Origin of the sequence: Pseudomonas germanica (genome assembly GCF_019614655.1) — a bacterium.
Lineage (GTDB): Bacteria > Pseudomonadota > Gammaproteobacteria > Pseudomonadales > Pseudomonadaceae > Aquipseudomonas > Aquipseudomonas neuropathica.
Window position 1 is genome coordinate 1,145,992 of sequence record NZ_CP071586.1, and the last position, 16,467, is coordinate 1,162,458.

Sequence of the window (16,467 nt, forward strand, 5' to 3'; positions counted from 1 at the left end):
TCAAAGACACGCTTTAGTCGATCGCAATGCGCTCTCTTTGCCTGAACCGAAGTCGAGGTAGGCGCGTTGGTAAAATTTCACCGAGCTGCCCGAGGCGGTTTTGCTGATGCTCAAGATCTCATTGGTGTTCATGTCGTTGCCGCTGATTATTCGATAACCCGTTTCTGTTTCGGACATAGTGGCGTCTGGTCGATACTCCTGCCATTGAGGGAAAACACATAGAGCGAAGTTCTTAGGTGTTTTGGTGGAGGATTCTGAAAGCGCAGGCCCTTTTTCAATGAGTGCGCTCGGCGAGTAGCACCCAGCCAAAGTAAGGGTCGAAGTGGCGAGAACGGCTGCTTCAAGAAAGCGCATGGTGGCGTCATCCGTAACTGATAAATCCGTGACGCTACCATGCGCTCGCTGAAAGCCCAATAACCGCGTTACGCCTTGTCTTCGGCGTAGATTGAGGCCGAGATGATCATCCCACCCCACCGGCGTTCGCCGATGCAGATCGGTACCGGGTTGCCGGAAGCGGTGGTGTTACGCGCAGATCCGAAGCTGTAGCTCGGTGAGTTTTCGGGGGAAGCGCTTTGCTTCAAGCCTGATACTTGCGGGCTGAGCATCTGGATAACGCCGCCGGCGGCTGTGCCAATCCCCGCCCCCATGACCGCCGTCGCCGCGGCGCCAGCGGTCATGAACGATGCTATGACGATAAGCGCAACTCCGATCACTGTCTGCAGAGCGCCGGCGCGCTTACTGCCTGCTATTACAGGAACAATTCGAATTTCCTGTGCCCCACCCAGCTTTAAGTCGCGCTCGCCAACGTTTCTCCGATTACGGAAAACGACGAACTCCAAGCCTTTGCTCTTGGCGTTAGCCAGGTACTTCACAAAGCCAGGGTGATTTACGTCGACGGCCTTCACCGCTTCGCGAACGTCCCCCGTTGAGAGTTCGTAGAGGTGTTCTCGACCAAAGAGCTTGCCAGCACTGCCGCCCAGCAGGATCAAGGTTTTGTTGCCAAGGTTGGTTGCCATTGCCATTTCTTACTCCTGGGCGCTCTGAGCGCTGTGTTCGTGGATTTGCATGCCGAGCTGGCCGGCAAGGATCATGCGGGTGGCCATTGCGTCGTCTCGAATTGCGATCTCACGTTTCTCGTCGGGATTCCAGGCCGAACAGTGAGTCGATTTGTACGCCCGAGCTCCCCGGTATTCGATGCGCATCAGTTCGGCGGAGATCCTGGCCTCTTCCTCAGTGAAGAAAGGCCCCTCGATCTCTACCCGCTCCCCATCGCGCACATGCTGTACGGTCCAGACGATGTACCCGCCGATCGTGCTGGGGTCAGCGTTGAAATCTGTGTCCTTACACGCTTCGGCGAAGCGGATGTGGTGTGACATGTGTTTCCTCCTTCGGCGCCTTAGCGCCATTGATGGGCCGCTGCCCGCTTGTGCTGCTCGGTGTCGCGACACGTTTTGGTGATTCGCAAAACGTGTCGCGTAATGGGTTGCCTACTTGCCGACGATGCTCAGCGTGGGCGGGAGCTTCGGGCCGAACGGAGCACCAGGGGCGAATGGGTCGGGCAACTGGTTTTCTGGGCATTCCCTGATGAACCGGATCATGGCGGCGTGGCAGGCGCGATACAGCGGGCCACCGGTGCCCCAGTTATCACTCTTGCGGGCGGCGCTGTCCTCGAGCTGGGACAGGTAGGCCACTCCACGAAGGCTGGTGTCACCGTCTGCGCTAGCCTGCTGGCGATGTATTGGGTTGACGCCCAGCAAATCGCACATCCGGTCGAATCCCAACGCCTGCGCCAGCCCTTCCCGGTCGAACATTAGCGATTGGCCGAACCCGGCGAGCGCATCCTGTGCTCCGGCGTGGATAGCCTCTTGGTGTTCCCGCGCCCTTTCCTCCAGCTCCTCGATCGCTCGCCGGGTGAAGGGCTGGAACGCTTTCAACTTGCGGGCTTCGCGGCGAATTGCTCGCCGGTCAGAGCGGATAACGTCGAGCTGGTCAGCAATGGCGCGGCAGATCCGTCGGGTGGTGGTGAGCTGTGTGGCGGCGCTGATGCCAGGCTTCAAAGCGATGTTGCATAGGCGGGTGACAAGGCTGGGCGTCATCGGTGCGCTTCCATGGGGGTGTTGTCGTAGCTGGCGCGCAGGTGAGTGCCAGCCGTGCAATGGCGGCCGGTGGGCGCGTAGCAGGAACGGCAAACCATGATGTGGTTGAAGTAGTGGTCGCGGGCCTGTCGCCACTCGTTTGTGGCTGTGGTGGCACTGGAGTGTGGGCCGGAAACGAACTGGGCAGGGCGCTCGCGGTTGGCCAGCACTTGGCGGGTGCGAGGTTGAGGATGACTTGCCACTTTTGGTGAGTCGGTCCCAGCAATGGCCGGCGGCGTGTGATCGAGCAGGGCGGAAAGGAGACTCATAACGCCCCCTCGCCCTGATTACTCGTAATCCAATGTTCCTGTGAATTCAAAAACGCCGGCAACAGCGGCAACAATGGCAACAGTCGCGTAAACCGTGGCCTCCAAGCGTTGCCGATGCTTCCAAATTGTTGCCACCGGATTTTTACCGGCAACAGTGATAACCAAACAGAGGGAGCAAGCCGGTCCCTTATGTCGAAAATTAGGTGTGCGTTGCCAGTTGTTGCCACTTTTTTTATTGGGTGGCAACAGCTGCAAGCCACGTCCCACAAGGCCGTTGCCGGTGTTGCCACTGTTGCCAGTGATTCTAGGTTCCTGTGGATTTGGGCAATGCTAAATTGTCCGAGTGGAGGAGTCATACACCACCCCCTTCGCGGTCCATTGCCTCGGGATCGACCACGTACAGGCGCGCCTGGCCACCGCCGGGGAGCCGGTAGTTTTTGGTTTTACGTTCGTTGTCGCGGCGGGTGAGGACGTTCGCGCCCTCCAGCGCTTTGATGATGCGAGACAGGCCGTAGCCGTGAGCGGCCTCGATCAGTGCCGGCTTGTTGAACAGGTACAGGCGGTTATTGCCCGTCAGCTCCCAATAGCCGGCCCGGTTGAAGACCTTGGTGTCAGGCGTCACGTCGTCGACATCGGAAAAGCGGCTACTGCCATGGCGATCGATGAAGTCGAGAATTCCGGCGAGGATCTGGCGGTCTTCTGCATTACCGCTACCCACCCGACTAAGCCATTCGCCATAGAGCAAACGGCAGTCGGCAAGAGCAATCCCCGGCTTCCATGGGAGCAGCCCGTAGGCGATGGCCATCTCACCCGCCAAGGCAATAACGGCGAACCGATCGGCCACGCGTCCCGCTTGGGCGTTGTCCTCCACAAAGCTGGCTCGTACTCCGGCGAAGTCTTCGAGCAGTCCGGTACGGTCGTCACTGGCGAGCAGCTTCTCGACGAACGCTGGCCCGAGGTGGCCATGGTGGGCGCCGACGGCCACGGTGAGCTGGCGGTGAAAGTCCGCACCCTCAAGCCCGTGCAATTCGTCAAAGGCACGATGCGTGCGGGTGCCGGCGTTAACGTCGACCATGCGCAACTCAGCGCCGGCGTGAGCGGCATTGCCGGATATGGCCGCGTGCTCAGAGAGTGAGCGCTCACCGCTGGAAAGGGTCAGCAGGCGCCAGCTCAGTTTGGCCCGTCCCTCACGCTCACGCGTCATGGTGCCTTTGCCCTGTCCGTTGGCGAGGGAGTAGGCCATTTCCTGTACGCGCTTGGGGTCGGCGCGCTTGATCTCATCCAAGGGCAGGATGGTGTCATTGCGGCTCGACGCTTCGATCTCCAGGCCGCCTTTGGTCATGTCCCAACTGGCGGCGAACACGCCCGGGTCGCCCCATACCGACGATCCGATCAGTTGCGCCAGCGACTTACCGCTCGAGCTATCGCCCACCAGGTGAACACCACCGCCCAGCACGCCCACCAAACTCAGCAGTGGGCCAGCCAGTGAGCAACCAATCGCTAGTGTCAGCACCGGGTTGCCGGCACACTTCGCGGCCACCTCTGTTTGCCATAGAGCCAGCTCACCGCGGCGACTGAAAAGAACCTGCGCCTTGTTGCTGGCTTGGTATCGCACTTTGTCGCTGCCGATTGTCCTCCCGGGCAGCACGAACGCCCCCGATTCATGCCAACCCGGCCGGCTTGTGGTGGCGAACACTTCTGCAGGATGCTGGTCGAGCAGGTACTCCATAAACGTGCCGCGTTTCTTGAGGGCAATAATGACGCCCATCCCGAACAAGGCGCGCCGGGCGTCCTCGCCGCTGCCGCCGAACACCTCCATGGCGATGATCCACTCCTTGATGCCGCCCTCGGTGACCAGACGCAGCAATCGACCTTCGCTGCCATCGTCGCTGTTTGTGGTGCGAGCGATGACTGTGACGGGGCTGGATATCCACTCATCGGTGATAGGCCGGTCGCCGGTATCGCTCTCGGCGTCGTCCTGGTCAGCGGCAGCGCGCTTGAAGCTATGCCAGTAAACGCCTGGGCGAAGCTTGCGGCCCTTCTCGTTGATCACCCAATGCTCATACACCGCCCAGCAGGGGCGATCTGGCGCAATGGTCGCGGCGTCCGGCCGAAGGTTGATCACGTTGGTGTCAGGCTTGGACATGGGCGAGCTTCCAGTTGGCGAGGTCGTTGAAGTCGGTGAGGTCATCGGGGGCGCCTTCCGGCCACTCAGGAAAAGCCACTTGACCACCCACGGCTGCGGCCGCTGCGTTTGCCACTGCGCGCCCCGGGTTGCCATCGGTGAGCCGGTCGTCGTCGCCGGCGATTACGATTGGCTGGTCCGGGTAGCGAGCACGAAGGGCAGTCGCCGCCGGGAGCAAGTTACCCGCGTTCATAGCCGCAGCAACGACATAGCCGCCGTGCTGGTGGAGGCTGGCGGCCGTCGCCCACCCTTCGCAGATGCAAAGCACAGAATCTGGCTCGATGATGCCCAGCGGCGAATAGGTGCCCTTGATCCGGCCGCCGAACAGGAAGCGCTTTTCGCCGTCCGGAGCAATTCGTTGCAGGTTGACCAACTGACCGTCCAGGTACAGCGGAACGAGTAGTTCAGCCCCACGCTGGCGCAAGCCGTAGGAGCGAACGCCCTTCGCCACCAGATACGAATGGTCTGGTGATGCGCGGCGCGCGTTGCGCCACCAGTGATTGGCCTTTGCCGCCGCTCGCTCATGGCGCTGGCGCTGGTCGGCCTCTCGCTGGCGCCTGGCCAGCTCAACACGTTCGCGGATCTGGGCCGCTTCGCGAGCGTCCACCGGTTCGCGACTACACCAGGTACTGGCGCCTCCGGCCTTCCAACTGCCGAACGCTCCGGACGCGATGCCATCCAGATACAGCACGTACCAGCCGTTGAGTGAGCCGGGCTTGTCCTCCGGTACACGGAACCGGTGGATAGTGCCGTCGGCCACGGGAAGCCAGTCGAGCTGGCCATAGAAAGCCTGAAGCGCATCACGGAAAAGAATCGCTGCGTCAGTCATGCGGCCCCCTTCGGCGGGGTAAACCGCTTGGCCAAGTTCTCCAGTTTCTGCGTCAGGCGCTCCAGCTCATCGCAGTGGCGGCCCTGGTCGCCTTCCGAGATTCGCAGTTCCAGAAAGCCGACCAGCGTTTCCACCAGCAGCACATAGCTGGCGCTGTCGATATGAGCGCCAGCAGCGGGTGGGCCGCCACTCCCTTTGCGCTTGATTGGGGTCACATCACCCATGGCTGACCTCCCGGCGATCAGCGCCAGCAAAGGCCCGGCAAACTTGGCCGTTGTTCACACCGTGCCAGCGGGTGATGTCGTCTATTAAGTCAACCAGACAGGCCGTCACCTGAGCATCAGCATTACGCATAACTACGCGCCCGCACTCTGCGTCGGCCTCGTTCAAAAATGGCCCCAGCAGTGCCTTGGGCACCTTCGGGTGAGTGACGTAAAACAGTTCGGTGGCTTTCTTCAGGCAAGCCGATCCCGTCGACGCTGATGCGCCATTTTGAATTTTCATGTTTTAAATCTCTTCGAAGTCTTTCGGCTCGAACCGCGCTGCGCCGCCGCGAATCACGCGCAAACCAAGTACCGCAGCACGCGACACGCGATCTATAAATCCGATTTCAAGATTGGTGGTGCGCCCGCCCATTCCGGCAATGGCAAACTGAATAGCGTTGAACGCTTCGGTCTCATCGTGGGCGGCAAGCTCGAATACTTCGCGTTCGAAGAACTCGATACCCTTCTGCCAGTCGGCCGCTACGCCGGGATTATTCCGAGGCCAGTTGATCAGTCGTCCTTCGGGATCGCGCTTCGTGAAACTCAGGTGCTCCCGTGATCGGATTGAGGCACTCATTTGGCCACCTCCGCGCCGTCCAGCACCTTCTGCATCTGCTCGACTTCGCTGTCCACATAGTTTGCCCAGTCGTACCCGAGGAAGCTGCCCAGGCTGGCCAGCTCTTCGATATCGTGCGACTTGCCGTGCTTCAGGTCCTTCGTGATCGCGTTGAACAACACCCGCATATTGCTGATGCGTTCGTGTGTGGCGCGCAGCAGCTCAAGGGCATCGTCGGCGATGCGAGCGGTTGGCTGGCTCATTGCACGTTCCCCGATGTTTCCAAAGTGCGGACGATGGTCATGTGAGCGTTGTAGCGGGCGAGACGGACGGAGAGGGACGAGTTTGCGCGGAGGGCGCTCAAGGCCATACGGCGGTGAGCAAAGGCGCGAATTGCGGACGGAATGAGGGCCGGCATCTGTAAAGCTCCTTCTGCTAACGAGGAGCTGCCACGATCCTTCCTACGGGATTGGGTGGCAGCTGTGCGCGGGGTAGGAATACCGGGGCAAAAGGAGCCCGGCCAGGCCGAAGCCTGCCCGCACACAGCCGCCATAACACGGAACTGCAAGCGAAAAAAAACGCCTGCAGAAGTGATCTGGGCGCTGTTGCGCCTTTTGCTTCTCGGGTTCCTACGCCCGGTCGCTGAATTTGCAGCGACAGATGAACCATACCGACGGGAACGACTGCTGGCAAGAAAACTTATGGACTGTTCATCGCCGGTCATGAGCAAGGCGTTCATGCGGCCACCTGACGGCGAGATGCTCCTGCCCCTTTAAGCAAAGCCAGCACGCTCTTGGCGCGCTTGTACTCGGTGAGCGGCAAGCTGTACCGAGTCACAAGGCAAGGCAGCCCCCAGTGATTTGGCACGCGCTCCGACTGGCGGGCAAACTTCAAGCCGTAGCTATGGGTCAGGCTGCTGATTGTGCTGTGAAGGCAATGGTCGCCCAGGCGCTCAGCCTCGAAGCGGTTGAGGCTACGATCCTGAAGCATATAGCCTAGGACGCGACTGATCTTTGTAGGCGCTTTCCCGGTGTTGGCGGTGATACTATCGGCGAGAGATTTTTCCGGGCCGGCCTTAATGGGTTGGCCTTTTTTTTGGTCGGTCATTTATGCAGCCTCTCCACGCAGGGCGATGCGTTGGCGTACCCAGGCTTGTACCTCGGCCAGCACAAAGCCCACCGGCGAGCCGCGCGACCTGCTGTTGCTCAGCGGCACCGGGCGGGGAAAGGTCGGATCGTCTTTGAGGCGTTTGTACACAGTGGGGCGGGCGAGGCCGGTGATGGCCTCCAGATCTGGCATGCGAATCAGGGTGATTGCTGGGTCGAAATTATGCGCGGCAGAGGGTTGGTGCGGTGTGTGAATGGTGTGCATTTTGTGCTTCCCGTAATAGCTGTAGATGACGGGAGACACAGTGCTAAGAAGTCGACAGCTTAAAAAGTTGCCGGCAGCAACGGATAACCAGGTATCCGTTGCTGAAAAGGTAGTAGATGGAACGGTTAAGGGTTTTTTTTGCGGCGCCCACCCTTGCGCGCGTACTCTGGAGCGATGGGCTTAATCCACTCCTTAACTCTTTCCACTGTTTCAGGAAGTGTCTCCGAATAGCCTTCGGCCGCCAGCGTCCTATAGGCGCTTTCAGCCATATCTCCTATTCGAATTTTCCTTTCCGTATCGTCTCCCCAAAGCTTCGAAGCAATCGTTCGGGCTCTCTCTATGGTCGAGGCTTTCGCGGCGTGCTGTGCCGCCAGTGGCCTCATTGACGCAAGCTGCTGGTCATGTCTCGCCAACAGATTCCCTCCGAGCAAGACTGAATCAAGCCCGAGCAGGTTGAATGCGATATCTAGAATCTTCTGTGACGCATCTGGATGTTCTTTCACCAAAACTGCGATCTCGGTCAAGGTGGTGTCGTAGTGCGACGCCGTTTTGCGAGCGTCCTTTTCTCTCTGAGCGCACGCTAAGTTATGTGATGCCAAGCATTGCAGATCGGCCATGTCCACAGGGTGGCTATGATCGCGATTGACCTTCTTCCGACTTTCGTTGGCTCTGAGCAACTGTCGCATTGCAGGAGTGAGCATTTGTGTATCAATGGGCTTCATTCGTCACTCCAATTAAGCACGCTTGCCAAAGTTGCCCAGGATGACACTGCCGCACGCGAGGCTATCAAGGTAGTCGGCATACCATTGCATCATGGTCGTACGCTGAGGCAGATAGATCGCTTTGTTGTACTCACCGGCAATGCCTTCCTTGACGTGAGATAGTTGGGCCTCGATGTGATTTTCGTCAAACCCGTGCTCGTTCAGAATCGTCGAAGCAATATGGCGGAAGCCGTGTCCAGTTTGCCGGCCCTCATATCCGAGCCTACGCAACGCCATCAGGAATACCGTATTGGAGCGAGCTTTGGTTGTATCGCTCCGGCCTGGGAACAGCATCGGGTAGGCACCGGTGAGCGCCTGCAAATTACGCAGCAACTCGATAGCTTGAGTTGGCAGTGGCACCACGTGTTCCCGTCGGCGCTTCATGCGTTCGGCCGGGATCGACCACAGGGCTTTATCTAGGTCGAATTCGGACCAGCGTGCTTCGCGTAACTCTGAAGGGCGGCAAGCGAGCATGGAGAGTAGGTGAAGACCTATGCGGATATCGGTTGCGCTTGGATACGCTCGAATCGCCCTTAGGAGGGGTGGTAACTCCTCTGGAGATACATGGGCATAGTTCTCGGCGGCTTTGGTCTGGAGGAATTTGTGCAGTCCCTCCAAAGGGTTGTGTGTTGCGCGACCAGTGACGCGTGCCAAGTCGTAAATCTCACGGCACATACCGCGGACACGGCTTGTCTGCTCGATGATCCCTTTCTGCTCCATCGCCCGCAGAAACTCCATCCATTCCATTGGCAGGATCTCGCGATAGATGCGTTTGCCAAAGACCGGGAAAACATGAAGCTCCAGAGCTCCAATGGTTCGTACCGCGGTGCCGTCAGTCCAGCTCTTGCGCTTGGCCGCGTACCACTCACGAGCAAGTGACTCAAATGTGTGGCCGGCGGCCTCGTCTTCAGCCGCTTTTCTGGAGCGCTTGGTCGCAAGTGGATTTCTGCCTTGCGCCGCGTCTGCTCGCAACTCTGCCGCTTTCTTGCGAGCCATGGCGCCGCTGACCGTGGGATAGCTGCCCAAACCCAGCCACGACCATTTGCCGTCAGCTTTTTTGTAGCGCAGCTGCCATGACTTGTTTCCGTCCGGGCGGACGCGCAGATACAAGCTGTCGCCGTCATGCTCACGGTACTCCTTCTCTTCAGGCTCAAGTGTCGAGAGCACTGTGTCGGCCAGCGGGCGGCGCTTGATTTCGCTGCGCTTCATTCCTTGTACCCCCTAGTTTCAATTTCTACAGAAGATACACGGCAGGATACACGGGCAGTACGTATAGGGGTAGATGAGGAGATACAGCCAGAAACAAGGAAGCCCGCACTAGGCGGGCTTCTTGAGGTGTTTCGTAGACTGTCCGAGACAGGTCTAAACAGCTATTTGGTGGAGCCGGGGGGATTTGAACCCCCGTCCGCCAGTACTCCGCTGTCGGTACTACATGCGTAGCCGTTTCTATTAAGTTAACCCTCAGCGACCCGAAGGGCAGGGTGCTTTGGGCGAGTTGTGTAAGTTTTAGCCGCTTCGTCCACAACGTACTGCACGGCGATTCTGTTCTATATGACAATCATTTTGGGTTTACAGACATCCCCTGATGATTGCTGGACCCGAAGGTACCAGGAGCATTGTCAGCTGCAATTAAGCAGCGAGAGCAACACCGTATTGGTCGTCATTGGCAACTATAAGTAGTTGCAACAGTGGATTTACGACTTCTGTTACCAAGTCGGCATGCACCTAAAGTTTCGCAACCGGCGTCGAATCCTAAACGGCCCCGAACTCATTGCTCAGTACATCTGTTTGAGCAACAAGCGTGTGCAGTGTACGCCAATCGGCCCACAAGGCCAACCCGAAGGTTGGCCGGGACGCTGATCAGTTGTTGGTACCGGTGGACTTGCGCAATTCCACGATGGTTTGCGACGTTTCCGCAATGCAATCGTCGATTTTGCCTTGAGCCTTGAGCGCCTCGGCCTTGCTCACACTGGCGTTAGCACGCTGACTCAGTTCCGGGTTCGCTGACAGCTGGCCCTTGGCATTGTTGATGGTCTGAATATTGGCATCACACAGGTCAGCAGGCTTGCCGTCAGCAAACGAAGTGGACGCCATCATCGATGCAGTAACGAACAGACCTAACAGTACAGAACGTTTCATGTGTATCTCCTTGAACCGAGTGGGTCCAGACTTCGCTGGCCGTCAGGACGGGCAACCGTATGGAAGAAAAACCCCGATCAGTCGGGGTTATTCTGTGGACTACAGTCGAACTCAAGGGTTCTATTTTTCTTCAGCGAGCCTTCGCCCGGGTCACTCGATCCACCAGATAGACCAGTCCGTGGTAGTCAATTCCGCCATATTGCGTCAGACCGATCTCACAGGTGCGGCTGGTGGAAATCCCCTCGCTGCAATGCTGCACCGCGTCCTTGAGCGTGCGCAGCGAATGGCTGTTCAGCTCCGGCGTGGTGAAGCCTTTGTCCCCGGCAAACCCACAGCAATGAATGCCTTCCGGGATCACCACGTTGTTGCTGCACTTGCGCGCCAGATCGATCAACGCCTGGCTTTCGCCCAGATGCTGCGTGCTGCAGGTCACGTGTACGGCAATCGGTGCCTCTTGCGGGGTGAAGTCGAGTCGATCAAGAAGGTGCGTTCGGATGAAGCGCACCGGATCGTACAGATCAAGACGAACATCACCGACATCCTGCACCAGGCGCAACGTGCACGGACTGGTGTCGCAGTAGATCGGATCGAGTCCGCCGCGACTCGCATGCAGCAGTGCGCTGATCAACTCTTGGCGTTTGTGTTCGGCCTGTTCGGCGTAGCCTTTTGAGGCGAAGGGCTGGCCGCAGCAGAGATTGTCCTGATTGTCCGGGAAGACCACTTGGTAGCCGGCCTTCTCCAGCAAGCCACGGGTTTTGTCGTAGAGCGACATTTGCTCTTTGTCACCCGCCGCCGGGCCCATCACTCGCGACACACACGCGGCCAGATAGACAACGCGCGGGCGCTCGTCCGACACGCTGGGGCTGAAGCGAATGGCTTTCTCCGGTTGCGGCATCGCATTCGTCCACAACGGCACCTGACCTTTGGACAGGCGCGTAATGGTTGCCGAAAGTTTCGCCAGACGCGGTGCGCCGAGCATCATTCGTGCGCCGTTGGCCACGTGTAGGGTGAAGCGTGCGCCTTGCAGGGTCTTGGCGAAATTTCCTTCGATCCAGTCAGCGGTTTTCTGATGCGTGGCGTGTCGGCCACGCAGCTTTTTCACCAGCTCACCGGTATTGATGCCTACAGGGCAACGTTGCGCGCACAGACCAGTGGCGGCGCAGGTTTCGATGCCTTGGTACTCGTAGGCTTTTTCCAGTTCGGTGGTGTCGACACCTGCACGTTTTTTCGCCTGAATATCGCGCCAGATGACAATGCGCTGGCGCGGGCTGAGGGTCAGGCCTTTTGACGGGCAGACAGGTTCGCAGAAGCCGCACTCTATGCACTTATCGACAATCTCATCCGCCGCCGGCAGCGGCTTCAGGTGCTTGAGGTGGATCTGCGGATCTTCGCTGAGCACCACGTCGGGATTGAGAATGCTATTCGGGTCGAGCAGACGTTTGAGCTGCCACATCAACTGATAGGCGTCGCTGCCCCATTCCAGTTCCACGAACGGCGCCATGTTGCGACCGGTGCCGTGTTCGGCTTTCAGCGAGCCGCCGAATTCCACTGCGACCAGTTGCGCGACGTCATCCATGAACGCTTGATAGCGTGCGACTTCTTCTGGGTTGTTGAAGCCTTGGGTGAAGACAAAGTGCAGATTGCCTTCCAGTGCGTGTCCGAAAAGGATCGCTTCGTCGTAGGCATGTTTGTCGAACAACTCGATCAAGCGATTGACGCCGATCGCCAGTTGTTCGACCGGGAAGGTCACGTCTTCGATGATCACCGTGGTGCCGGTTTTGCGCACTGCGCCTACGGCGGGGAAGGTGTCCTTGCGGATCGCCCAGAGCTTGGCGTTCTCGGCAGGGTCTTCGGTAAAGTCGACCTGCTTCTCCACTGGGAAGTCGCTGAGCGACGCCATGATCTGCCCCAGCTGCTCCTGCAGCAAAGTGGAAGATGCGGCGCGGGATTCGATCAGCAGTGCGCAGGCATTGTTCGACAGCTGTTGTACGAAAGCAGGCATGCCCGGTTTGTCTTGCACCGAGCGCAGGCTACGCCGATCGAGCAGCTCTACGGCGGACACCGGTTGGCTTTTCAACACGGTGACCGCGTTGCAGCAAGTCTCCACATCCGGGAACACGATCAGTGCCGACGCCTTGTTCGGATGATCGATCACGGTGTCGTAAGTCACCGCGCTGATGAAGCCGAGGGTGCCTTCGGAACCGACCAGCAAGTGGCTCAAGATATCCACAGGCTCATCGAAATCCACCAAGGCGTTGAGTGACAGGCCGGTGGTATTTTTCAGACGGTATTTGTGGCGGATTCGTGCAGCCAGTTCGGCGTTGGCGCGGGTCTCGCGGCCCAATGTCGCCAAGCGTTCGAGCAGATCGCCGTGGCTTACGCGGAATGCCGCGACACTTGTAGCGTCTTCGGTATCCAGGCGCGTGCCATCGGCCAGCACCAGGCGAATCCCGGCCAGCGTGTGGTAGGTGTTTTGCGCGGTGCCGCAGCACATGCCGCTGGCATTGTTAGCGACGATGCCGCCGATTTTGCAGGCGTTGATCGACGCCGGATCCGGGCCGATCTTGCGCCCGAACGGTGCCAGCCATGCGTTGGCCTGTGCGCCGATCACCCCGGGTTGCAGGCGTATTTGCGTGCCTTGGCCGCGAATCTCGCGAGCGTTCCAGTTATCCCCAAGCACGATCAAAACGGAATCGCTGATCGCCTGACCGGAAAGGCTGGTGCCCGCCGCACGGAAGGTCACTGGAACATGGTCGCGCTGAGCCAGTTTTAGCAGCGCCACCACTTCATCTTCGGACTCGACGCGGATTACCAGTTGCGGGATCAGTCGATAAAAACTGGCATCCGTACCAAAGGCCAGGGTCGATAACGGGTCATCAAAACGGCGCTCGGCCGGAATCAGTTGTTGCGCATCACGCAGGAAATTCACCGGAAGCGTCATTGGTCCTCCAGGATGAGAACTACGAGGTCTTTCGGGCCGTGGGCGCCGTAAGCCAGTACTTGCTCAATGTCGGCAGTTTTCGATGGACCGGAGACCAGTAGAGCATTGGTCGGCATGCCCTGGGCCCACGCGAATTCCTCTTGCACCTGATAGAAGTTGTCACGGATTTCGCTGGCCTTGAGCAGGGCGAAATGCACCGGCGGGACCAGGCTCATCAAACGCGGTTCTTCGCGGGTTGGCCAGAGGATCAGGCTGCCGGTGGCGGCGATTGCACCGAGGGTGCCGGTGAGGCTGGCCGGGGTGTCGTTGAACAGTTCGGCTTTCCACTCTTCCATTGGCCGGTCGTAGGATTTCAGTGTCGGCAGATCAGGATTGTTCGCCCAATGCTGTGTGATTTTCTGCCCGTGCGCTGTCGTCGGTGCGATCAACAGACTCGGCAACTGGCGGTCGCGCAACAATTGCGCAAGCAGTGCCGGCCATTCTTCGCCCGAGGTCAGGTGGATTTCGGTGTGCACCGCTTCCATCAATTTGCGCAGTTGCGGGATGCGTTGTTCGGCGCTGTAGGTGTAAGGCTGCGTCACCAGATCGACATCGAAGTTGTCGGCAATCGGTGTGGCGCCAGTCAGACTTTTCCGCAGTTTGCCGAGGATATTTTGCTTGGCGCTCATCAGCGGTCTCCCTGTTTGGCCAGATGCTCGCGGGCCATGTCGTGCAGTGAGCGGGCAGCGGGTTTCGGCGCGCTGTGATTTTGTGTCCATGGGCCGACATTGCTCGGGGTCAGGGCACGCAGGCGCGTGGCGAAGAAGCCGAACAATCGATACAAGGTCGGAGAGCTGTTGAGCTTGGCCCAGGCGTTCCAGATGAAACGTTCCTTGCGCGAATACTTGCTGCCCTGGCCGCGCATCACTTGATTCGGGCTGTCCGGGGCTTTGACGTTCTCTTCGCGCAGGCGCCGCAGGATTGCCGGGATCGGAATTTTTACTGGGCACACTTCACCGCAGGCACCGCACAGCGACGAAGCGCTCGGGTGATCGGGGACTTTGGCCAGACCGACCATGTGCGGGGTGATGATTTTGCCGATCGGTCCCGGGTACACCTCGCCATAGGTGTGGCCACCGACGCGGGTGTAGACCGGGCAATGGTTCATGCAGGCGCCGCAGCGGATGCAGTTCAAGGTCTGACGCAATTCACTGTCGGCGAAGGCCTGACTGCGACCGTTGTCGAGCAGCACCAGGTGCACTTCCTGCGGGCCGTCGAGTTCGTGCTCCTTGCGCGGGCCGGAGATCATGTTGACGTAGGTGGTGATCGGAATGCCCAGCGCCGAGCGCGTCAGCAGTGACAGCAGCGGCACCACGTCACGCAGGTTTTCCACGACTTTTTCGATGCCGGTGACGGCGATGTGCACCGGCGGCACGGTGGTGGTCATGCGGCCGTTGCCTTCGTTTTCCACCAGCAGCAGGGTGCCGGTTTCGGCGACGGCGAAGTTGACACCGGAGACGCCGATGTCCGCTTCGAAGAATTTCTGCCGCAGGACTCTGCGACCGATCTGAATGAGTTGGTCAACGTCCTTGGTGTATTCCACGCCAAGTTTGTCGTGGAACAAGGACGCGACCTGACCGGCATTCTTGTGGATCGCCGGCATAATGATGTGTGAAGGCTTCTCGTGGTCGAGCTGGACGATGTATTCCCCCATATCGGACTCCAGACATTCAATGTCCCGAGCCTCGAGGAAATGGTTCATCTCCATCTCTTCGCTGACCATCGATTTGCCCTTGATCACTTGCCGCGCCTCGTGAGCGCGGATGATCGATAAGACGATGCCATTGGCCTCGTCCACCGTTTCCGCCCAGTGCACTGTCACACCGTTGCGGGTCAGGTTCTGTTCCAGTTGCTCGAGCAGGTCGGGCAGCTTGGACAGCGCGCGGGCCTTGATCGAATTGCCCAGTGCGCGCAAATGTTCTCTTTCGTGGGCATCACTGAAAGCGGCTGCCCGCTTGACCATCAGTGAGTCCATGGCAGTGCGGAAATTGTTCCGTAGCTGCTGATCGCCCAAGGCATTGTGTGCCCGGGCGCGGAAATCTTCTTCTACGGCGACCGTAGGAATAATCGCGGAAGTGCTCATTGCGCACCTCCGGTTCGCTGCCACAAGAAGCTCGCGAGATGTTGCCCGCGCAGCGCTTCTTTTTGTTTCTCCAATGCGCCGTTGATGTTCATCAAACAGCCACAGTCGGCGCTCAACACCTTGTGCGCGCCTGAATCCTTCAACGCTTGGGTCTTGTCAGCCACCATCGCGCCGGAAATGTCTGGCATACGGACGCTGAATGTCCCACCGAAGCCACAGCATTCGCTTTCGTGGTCATGGTTGACCCGTTCCACGTTGCTCAACTGCGCCAACAACTCGCGGCCGTGCAGGTGGGTGTTCATTTCGCGGCGTGCCGAACACGAAGTGTGCAGCGCGACTTTGACCGGTTCACCGCTGTCCTTGAGTTGCACCTTGCAGACGAACAGCAGAAATTCGGCCAGTTCATAGGTGCGGGCCGCGAGGGCCTGAACCTGTTTCAACGTCTCCGGCTCGTCCTTGAACAAGTCGGCGTAATGCTCGCGCAGCATGCCGGCGCAGGAACCCGACGGCACCACTACCGGATAATCCCCGGCAAACAGCGCCAGTTGCGAGCGCGCCACCGTCCGCGCCTGCTCGGTGTAACCCGAGGTGTAGGCCGGTTGGCCGCAGCAACTCTGCCCTTGCGGATACTCGACCCGGATCCCTTCGCGCTCCAGCAAGTGGATCGCGTCCATCCCGGCTTCGGGGTAGAACAGGTCGACCACACACGTGCCGAACAGGTAGACCCGCGACGGTTTCTCGCTGGGGTATTGCCGAGGTTCGGGCAGTGGCGGTGCCACGCGCGTCGCGTTTGGCACAGCGTTGTAAAAAAGCTCGCTCATCAGGCGTGTCTCCGGGTGGGCCCGGTTATCCGTCTGTGGCGGCTGCTGAATATAAAGAGCGTTGCTTTCAGCAGC

The 16,467-nt window shown here is 59.2% G+C and carries 21 protein-coding genes and 1 other RNA gene; all 22 read right to left on the bottom strand.

The window, feature by feature from the left end; genetic code table 11:
• On the bottom strand, window positions 1-354 hold the full coding sequence (locus J0G10_RS04880) for a hypothetical protein (RefSeq protein ID WP_220557683.1): 354 nt from the start codon (window positions 352-354) through the stop codon (window positions 1-3).
• Between the two features lie 68 nt (window positions 355-422).
• Window positions 423-1,022 (bottom strand): tail assembly protein, encoded by a 600-nt coding sequence (locus J0G10_RS04885; RefSeq protein ID WP_220557685.1) that lies wholly within the window; start codon window positions 1,020-1,022, stop codon window positions 423-425.
• 3 nt (window positions 1,023-1,025) lie between these two features.
• Window positions 1,026-1,376, bottom strand: coding sequence for a hypothetical protein (locus J0G10_RS04890; protein WP_220557687.1), 351 nt, complete (start codon window positions 1,374-1,376; stop codon window positions 1,026-1,028).
• A gap of 111 nt (window positions 1,377-1,487) precedes the next feature.
• Window positions 1,488-2,096 (bottom strand): hypothetical protein, encoded by a 609-nt coding sequence (locus J0G10_RS04895; protein WP_220557688.1) that lies wholly within the window; start codon window positions 2,094-2,096, stop codon window positions 1,488-1,490.
• Complete coding sequence (locus J0G10_RS04900; RefSeq protein WP_220557690.1) at window positions 2,093-2,404, bottom strand: hypothetical protein; 312 nt, start codon at window positions 2,402-2,404, stop codon at window positions 2,093-2,095. Before J0G10_RS04900 ends, J0G10_RS04895 begins: the two co-directional genes overlap by 4 nt.
• A gap of 18 nt (window positions 2,405-2,422) precedes the next feature.
• The gene (locus tag J0G10_RS04905; protein ID WP_220557692.1) at window positions 2,423-2,659 is read right to left on the bottom strand and encodes a hypothetical protein; all 237 of its coding nucleotides are present in this window, start codon (window positions 2,657-2,659) and stop codon (window positions 2,423-2,425) included.
• A gap of 97 nt (window positions 2,660-2,756) precedes the next feature.
• Window positions 2,757-4,550: a DUF927 domain-containing protein gene (locus J0G10_RS04910; RefSeq protein ID WP_220557694.1), complete on the bottom strand. Its 1,794-nt coding sequence runs from the start codon at window positions 4,548-4,550 to the stop codon at window positions 2,757-2,759.
• Window positions 4,537-5,418 (bottom strand): toprim domain-containing protein, encoded by an 882-nt coding sequence (locus J0G10_RS04915; RefSeq protein WP_220557696.1) that lies wholly within the window; start codon window positions 5,416-5,418, stop codon window positions 4,537-4,539. Before J0G10_RS04915 ends, J0G10_RS04910 begins: the two co-directional genes overlap by 14 nt.
• On the bottom strand, window positions 5,415-5,642 hold the full coding sequence (locus J0G10_RS04920) for a hypothetical protein (RefSeq protein WP_115988427.1): 228 nt from the start codon (window positions 5,640-5,642) through the stop codon (window positions 5,415-5,417). The genes J0G10_RS04915 and J0G10_RS04920 overlap by 4 nt, the downstream gene beginning before the upstream one ends.
• Complete coding sequence (locus J0G10_RS04925; RefSeq protein ID WP_220557698.1) at window positions 5,635-5,922, bottom strand: hypothetical protein; 288 nt, start codon at window positions 5,920-5,922, stop codon at window positions 5,635-5,637. Before J0G10_RS04925 ends, J0G10_RS04920 begins: the two co-directional genes overlap by 8 nt.
• A gap of 3 nt (window positions 5,923-5,925) precedes the next feature.
• A complete protein-coding gene (locus tag J0G10_RS04930; protein WP_220557700.1) occupies window positions 5,926-6,258 on the bottom strand; it encodes a hypothetical protein in 333 nt (110 codons plus the stop codon).
• Complete coding sequence (locus J0G10_RS04935; RefSeq protein WP_220557702.1) at window positions 6,255-6,500, bottom strand: hypothetical protein; 246 nt, start codon at window positions 6,498-6,500, stop codon at window positions 6,255-6,257. The genes J0G10_RS04930 and J0G10_RS04935 overlap by 4 nt, the downstream gene beginning before the upstream one ends.
• 472 nt (window positions 6,501-6,972) lie before the next feature.
• Window positions 6,973-7,344 (bottom strand): hypothetical protein, encoded by a 372-nt coding sequence (locus J0G10_RS04940; protein WP_220557703.1) that lies wholly within the window; start codon window positions 7,342-7,344, stop codon window positions 6,973-6,975.
• The gene (locus tag J0G10_RS04945) at window positions 7,345-7,608 is read right to left on the bottom strand and encodes a helix-turn-helix transcriptional regulator (protein ID WP_220557705.1); all 264 of its coding nucleotides are present in this window, start codon (window positions 7,606-7,608) and stop codon (window positions 7,345-7,347) included. It abuts the gene before it with no gap.
• A 125-nt stretch (window positions 7,609-7,733) separates the two neighbouring features.
• Window positions 7,734-8,330 carry a hypothetical protein gene (locus J0G10_RS04950; protein WP_220557707.1) on the bottom strand — a complete coding sequence of 199 codons (597 nt, stop codon included), beginning with the start codon at window positions 8,328-8,330 and terminating at the stop codon, window positions 7,734-7,736.
• A 12-nt stretch (window positions 8,331-8,342) separates the two neighbouring features.
• The gene (locus J0G10_RS04955; RefSeq protein ID WP_220557709.1) at window positions 8,343-9,578 is read right to left on the bottom strand and encodes a tyrosine-type recombinase/integrase; all 1,236 of its coding nucleotides are present in this window, start codon (window positions 9,576-9,578) and stop codon (window positions 8,343-8,345) included.
• Between the two features lie 166 nt (window positions 9,579-9,744).
• Window positions 9,745-10,133: a transfer-messenger RNA gene (ssrA, locus tag J0G10_RS04960) on the bottom strand.
• Between the two features lie 96 nt (window positions 10,134-10,229).
• The gene (locus tag J0G10_RS04965) at window positions 10,230-10,508 is read right to left on the bottom strand and encodes a hypothetical protein (RefSeq protein ID WP_095049699.1); all 279 of its coding nucleotides are present in this window, start codon (window positions 10,506-10,508) and stop codon (window positions 10,230-10,232) included.
• A gap of 130 nt (window positions 10,509-10,638) precedes the next feature.
• Window positions 10,639-13,449 carry an FAD-binding and (Fe-S)-binding domain-containing protein gene (locus J0G10_RS04970; RefSeq protein WP_220557711.1) on the bottom strand — a complete coding sequence of 937 codons (2,811 nt, stop codon included), beginning with the start codon at window positions 13,447-13,449 and terminating at the stop codon, window positions 10,639-10,641.
• Window positions 13,446-14,117, bottom strand: coding sequence for a LutC/YkgG family protein (locus J0G10_RS04975; protein WP_095049701.1), 672 nt, complete (start codon window positions 14,115-14,117; stop codon window positions 13,446-13,448). The genes J0G10_RS04970 and J0G10_RS04975 overlap by 4 nt, the downstream gene beginning before the upstream one ends.
• Window positions 14,117-15,571: a LutB/LldF family L-lactate oxidation iron-sulfur protein gene (locus tag J0G10_RS04980; protein ID WP_095125367.1), complete on the bottom strand. Its 1,455-nt coding sequence runs from the start codon at window positions 15,569-15,571 to the stop codon at window positions 14,117-14,119. Before J0G10_RS04980 ends, J0G10_RS04975 begins: the two co-directional genes overlap by 1 nt.
• Window positions 15,568-16,392, bottom strand: a complete 825-nt coding sequence (locus J0G10_RS04985; protein ID WP_099757966.1) for a (Fe-S)-binding protein — start codon at window positions 16,390-16,392, stop codon at window positions 15,568-15,570. The genes J0G10_RS04980 and J0G10_RS04985 overlap by 4 nt, the downstream gene beginning before the upstream one ends.
• Between the last annotated feature and the right edge of the window lie 75 nt (window positions 16,393-16,467).